This is a genomic window from Xenorhabdus sp. PB62.4 (assembly GCF_014467285.1).
Classification (GTDB): domain Bacteria; phylum Pseudomonadota; class Gammaproteobacteria; order Enterobacterales; family Enterobacteriaceae; genus Xenorhabdus.
Map to the genome: position 1 here is coordinate 1 of NZ_NKHR01000056.1, position 4,749 is coordinate 4,749.

The 4,749-nt window shown below is 42.1% G+C and carries 6 protein-coding genes; 3 read left to right on the forward strand and 3 right to left on the reverse strand.

Annotated features, from left to right (window positions below; all coding sequences use genetic code 11):
• From Xenpb_RS18900 to rbsR, 3 genes are all read left to right on the forward strand, one after another.
• Positions 1-249, forward strand: a 249-nt coding sequence (locus Xenpb_RS18900) for an IS1 family transposase (RefSeq protein ID WP_222943047.1), incomplete at its 5' end; no start/stop codon positions are given.
• Positions 250-406: 157 nt separating this feature from the next.
• Positions 407-1,336, forward strand: a complete 930-nt coding sequence (gene rbsK / locus Xenpb_RS18905) for a ribokinase (RefSeq protein ID WP_187655678.1) — start codon at positions 407-409, stop codon at positions 1,334-1,336.
• Positions 1,337-1,338: 2 nt separating this feature from the next.
• A complete protein-coding gene (gene rbsR / locus Xenpb_RS18910) occupies positions 1,339-2,340 on the forward strand; it encodes a ribose operon transcriptional repressor RbsR (RefSeq protein WP_187655679.1) in 1,002 nt (333 codons plus the stop codon).
• A gap of 5 nt (positions 2,341-2,345) precedes the next feature.
• On the opposite strand, the gene mdtD is transcribed toward rbsR, so the two are convergent.
• From mdtD to Xenpb_RS19760, 3 genes are all read right to left on the reverse strand, one after another.
• Positions 2,346-3,728 (reverse strand): multidrug transporter subunit MdtD, encoded by a 1,383-nt coding sequence (gene mdtD / locus Xenpb_RS18915; protein WP_187655680.1) that lies wholly within the window; start codon positions 3,726-3,728, stop codon positions 2,346-2,348.
• Positions 3,729-3,794: 66 nt separating this feature from the next.
• A complete protein-coding gene (locus tag Xenpb_RS18920) occupies positions 3,795-4,484 on the reverse strand; it encodes a FadR/GntR family transcriptional regulator (RefSeq protein WP_187655681.1) in 690 nt (229 codons plus the stop codon).
• Positions 4,485-4,514: 30 nt separating this feature from the next.
• Positions 4,515-4,749 (reverse strand): hypothetical protein (locus Xenpb_RS19760; protein WP_222943048.1); only part of this gene is annotated, 235 nt, incomplete at its 5' end.

Sequence of the window (4,749 nt, forward strand, 5' to 3'; positions counted from 1 at the left end):
AAGCTGCTTGCCCTCTTATCACCCTTTAATATTCGATTTTATTGTACGGATAATTATGGGGTTTATGACAATCTTCCAGAAGAGAGCCATCTTACTGGAAAGACGTTCACCCAACGCATAGAGAGAACGAATTTAACGCATCGTACTCGAATCAAGAGACTGAATCGCAAAACGATAGGTTACTCTAAATCAGAGGAGATGCACGATAAAGTGATAGGAACTTTCATTGAGTGCGAGCACTACTTTTAATGCTCAATCTAACCATTTAATACATAACTAAAGTTGATGCCATCATTCCGGTTGAGCTGGAATTAGTTATCAAAAAATAATCAGTATTACCATACAGCCATCGATCTTGATGGTTGTATCATTACTGAACAGAAATAGCTGAACAGGAATAAATGTAATGAGTATGGCAAAACTGGTTGTGATGGGTAGCATCAATGTAGATCACATATTGAATCTCAACGCTTTTCCCCAACCAGGGGAAACAGTGAGAGGAAAACAGTATAAGGTTGCTTTTGGAGGAAAGGGAGCAAATCAGGCTGTTGCTGCTGGTCGTTGCGGTGCTGATATTACATTTATTGCTTGCGTTGGTCAGGATGATATTGGGGAGCGTGTTTGCCAACAGTTGGTGAAAGATAGTATCAATACCTCATCAATTGAGGCTATTGAAGGGGAAACAACGGGAGTTGCCCTGATTTTTGTCAACCAGCAAGGTGAAAATGTGATTGGCATTAACGCAGGGGCAAATGGAGCATTATCTCCTGATTATTTTCGCCGTCATGAGCAAGCCGTCAAAGAGGCTGATGCATTGCTGTTGCAGCTTGAAACACCGTTGGAAACCGTCCAACTTGCTGCCGAAACGGCGAAGCAGCATCACGCCAAAGTGATCCTGAATCCAGCTCCGGCACAAAAAATCTCAGAACAATTGCTTTCGCTGGTGGATATCATCACACCTAACGAAACTGAAGCCGAATGCTTAACAGGCATTGCCGTGAAAGATGATGTAGGCGCAGAAAAAGCCGCTCAGACTTTACATGATAAGGGCATAGAAATCGTCATTATCACACTGGGTAGCCGAGGTGTATGGCTGAGTGAAAAAGGCAGGGAAGGAAAAATTGTTCCTGGGTTTAAAGTGAAAGCGATTGATACGATTGCTGCGGGGGATACGTTTAACGGTGCGTTAATAACTGGATTGCTGGAAGGAAAAGAGATGTTGTCGGCTATCCGCTTTGCTCATGCTGCTGCTGCGATAGCTGTGACACGTGAGGGAGCGCAGCCTGCAATTCCGTGGCGAAATGAAATTGATGCATTTCTATCTGAACAGGATTAACTGTGGCTACCATGAAGGACGTTGCCCGTCTTGCGGGTGTATCGACATCAACAGTTTCTCATGTGATTAATGGCAATCGTTATGTCAGTGAAAACGTGAAAAAGAAAGTCCATGCAGCGATTGAGAAATTGAATTATGCGCCGTCTGCTTTGGCAAGAAGCTTGAAAGTTAAGCAAACTAAAACCATTGGTATGTTGGTTACGGCCAGTGATAACTCTTTTTATTCAGAAGTTGTCAGAAGTGTCGAAAGCAATTGTTACGAACGGGGATATAGTTTAATTCTGTGTAATACTGAGGGTAGTGTTACCCGTATGATTCGCAGTATGGAAACACTATTGCAAAAACGTGTCGATGGCCTCTTAATTATGAGTTCCGAACATAAATTGCTATCCAAAGACTTTCTATTGCGATATCCGCTAGTGCCAATGGTGACATTGGATTGGTCCCCTTTTGATGCTTCTAGTGATGTTATTAAAGATAACTCTCTGTTCGGGGGAGAATTAGCTACATCTTATCTGATTAATCGTGGATTTCGCAAAATTGCCTGTATCGCAGGCTCACAGGATACATCTCTTTCCCGTCAGCGTCTGGCTGGATATCGAAAAGCAATGAGAGATGCTCAGCTTGAGATCCCCGATGGTTATGAAATCCAAAGTGATTATGAATTTGCGGGGGGGTTGTTATCAATGAAAAAACTCCTCCAATTATCTGAAATTCCCGAAGCAGTTTTTGCAGGAAATGACGCTATGGCGATTGGTGCATATCAGGCCTTGCATCAGGCGGGTCTTTCAGTACCGGATGATATTTCTATTATCGGATATGATGATATTGCAATAGCACCTTATCTTATCCCTCCGTTGACGACTATCCATCAGCCAAAAGATGAATTGGGTAAGCTGGCGATTGATAGCTTGCTGTATCGAATGGATAATCCGGAAAGCGAGCCCAAGGAACTGGTTCTAATGCCAAAATTGATCGAGCGTAGTTCCGTTGCCAGCCGTTAGTCGTTCTATTTCTTAAGTAAGTTATTACCGTCTTCTTTATTCAGTAACAGGAATACAGCAGAAGAAATCAGGGTAATAATGCCCATTGTAATCAAGGTATAGTGGAAATGGCTCACCGTTGAGCCATATTCCATTGACTCATAAAACCGAAGCACTGCCGCACTGATGGTTACTCCAAAACTGATGGATAACTGTTGAGTGACCGCTAGCAGACTATTACCAGCACTTGCATTGTTATCATTCAGATCACCAAGAGTAATCGTATTCATTGCTGTGAATTGTGTAGACATCGCCATTCCCAATATAAATAGAGGGATTATCAAAAATGCGATAGGTATTTCCGGTGTCTGTAGAGAAAACTGTGAAATCATCACACCAATAATAACCGTGGCCCAGATAAGCGTACTTCGATATCCGAATTTAGTCAGTATTTTGGTAACAAATGATTTGGCGAAGATAGAACCAATAGCATTCGGGGCCATAATGATTCCGGCAATCACCGCCGAGTACCCAAACCCGACTTGTAGCATTAACGGAATGATAAATGAGAGCGAACCTGTACTTAAACGAGTCACAATATTGCTGGCGATACCGATTGAAAATGTGTGTGTCTGAAACAATCGGAGGTCGATAAGGGGATCTGGATGTCTTTTAGCGTGGAAAATGTACCCTAACAGCATAATGATACCGCTAGCTAACAATGCCACAGGAATATAGCCAGAAAATGAATTGTTACCAAACAAATCAAAACTGACTGAAATCATCACCAATCCCATACTAAATAATATGAATCCCAGAAAATCGAAAGGACATTTTGGCATGGTCAAATTAGGCATGTGCTTGATGGCATAGATAATGCCTAACAAACCGATGGGTATATTAATGATGAAAATCCAATGCCATGTGGCATAAGTAACTAACAGGCCACCGAACATTGGGCCTAAAATCGGTCCCAGTAACCCTGGCATGGTAACAAAACTCAAAATAGATAACAGTTCACTGCGTGGATATGTCCGCAATAATGCCAGACGCGCAACAGGCATCATCATGGCCCCACCTATCCCTTGAATCACCCGGGAAATGACTAATAAAGAGAGATTGTGGGACAAAGCACAAGCGAGTGAACCTAATGAAAAGAAAGAAACGGCATAAATGAACACTCGTTGAGTGCCAAATCTATCAGCCAGCCAACCGCTGACGGGTATCAACATCGCCACAGTTAAAGTATAACTAACAACGGCAGGTTGCATTGCTAATGGAGAATGATTGAGGCTCTTAGCAATTGCCGGTAGTGCAGTGTTAAGAATTGTGGCATCCAAAGACTGCATAAAAAAAGCCATGGCTGCAACCCAAGGCAAGCCCGACATATTGCGTGCGGATTTAACCATCAGAGATCCCGTTTTATTCTGTAGTGATCGATAATTAGTCAATACAAGATATTTTAATACATTAAACTATTCGCTGGTTATTAGTAACCTGTGGCATTCCGCTAAAGCTAGTTGGCTATCGCCGTGGATAATTGCATCAACAATCGCTTTATGTGCTTCTAGGCGAAAAGCTTTGCCTGAAATGATTTTTTCAAAGTAGTGTTGGTACACGGGTTGCAACAAATTAACAAAAGAGCCAAGAAATGGATTGCCGCAAGACTGATAAATGATGTGATGCAGTTGTTGATCCGCCTTTATCCATTTTTCACGATCAAACTGCTTAGCCAATAAGTACATCTCCTTGATTAAGGAGGACATGATTTGTTTTTGGATATGGGATGCGTTGATGGCGGCATAAAAGCAGGCTTGTGGTTCTATAATCAGACGCAATTGTTGGAAGTGTGTCATGACCTCATTAATATTAGAGGGAGTTAGCCACCACCTTAATAAATCTTGATCAAGAAAGTTCCAGTGGCTGGCAGGCATAATGTGTGTACCGACTCTGGGCCGAGATAACAACATTCCTTTAGCGATTAAAATCTTTATTGCTTCCCGTACAGCCGTTCGGCTGACATCAAAGAGTTTGGTCAATTCCATTTCGCCAGGCAGAAGACTTCCAGCGGTATACACACCAGAAAGAATTTGCTGACCTATTTTTTCAGCCAAAAGATAGGACAGATTCTTTTTTTCCGTATTTTTCTGTTCTTTTAACTGCATAGATACCATCCCTCCTCTTTATTCAATCCGTTATCCTACTGCATATATTTTATAATTGTTGCCTATTTCACCAGATTTAGGGTGGAAAAAGAACAAAAACGTCAAATTTGTTGAAAAAAAACACGAACGGAAAAAAAATTCAAAAAAACTATTGTCAGCGCCGTAAAACTCCCTATAATGCGCCACCACTGACCGACGCTGAGCTGAAACAAGCCGCTGAGGAAAGTCGGAGGGCAGCGAAAATAAACGCTTGACTCCGGAGGCG

Bases quoted from the DNA above. Each gene is read 5' to 3' on its own strand.
- rbsK (WP_187655678.1), top strand. From the start codon at position 407: ATGAGTATGGCAAAACTGGTTGTGATGGGTAGCATCAATGTAGATCAC.
- mdtD (WP_187655680.1), bottom strand. From the start codon at position 3,728: ATGGTTAAATCCGCACGCAATATGTCGGGCTTGCCTTGGGTTGCAGCC.
- Xenpb_RS18920 (WP_187655681.1), bottom strand. From the start codon at position 4,484: ATGCAGTTAAAAGAACAGAAAAATACGGAAAAAAAGAATCTGTCCTAT.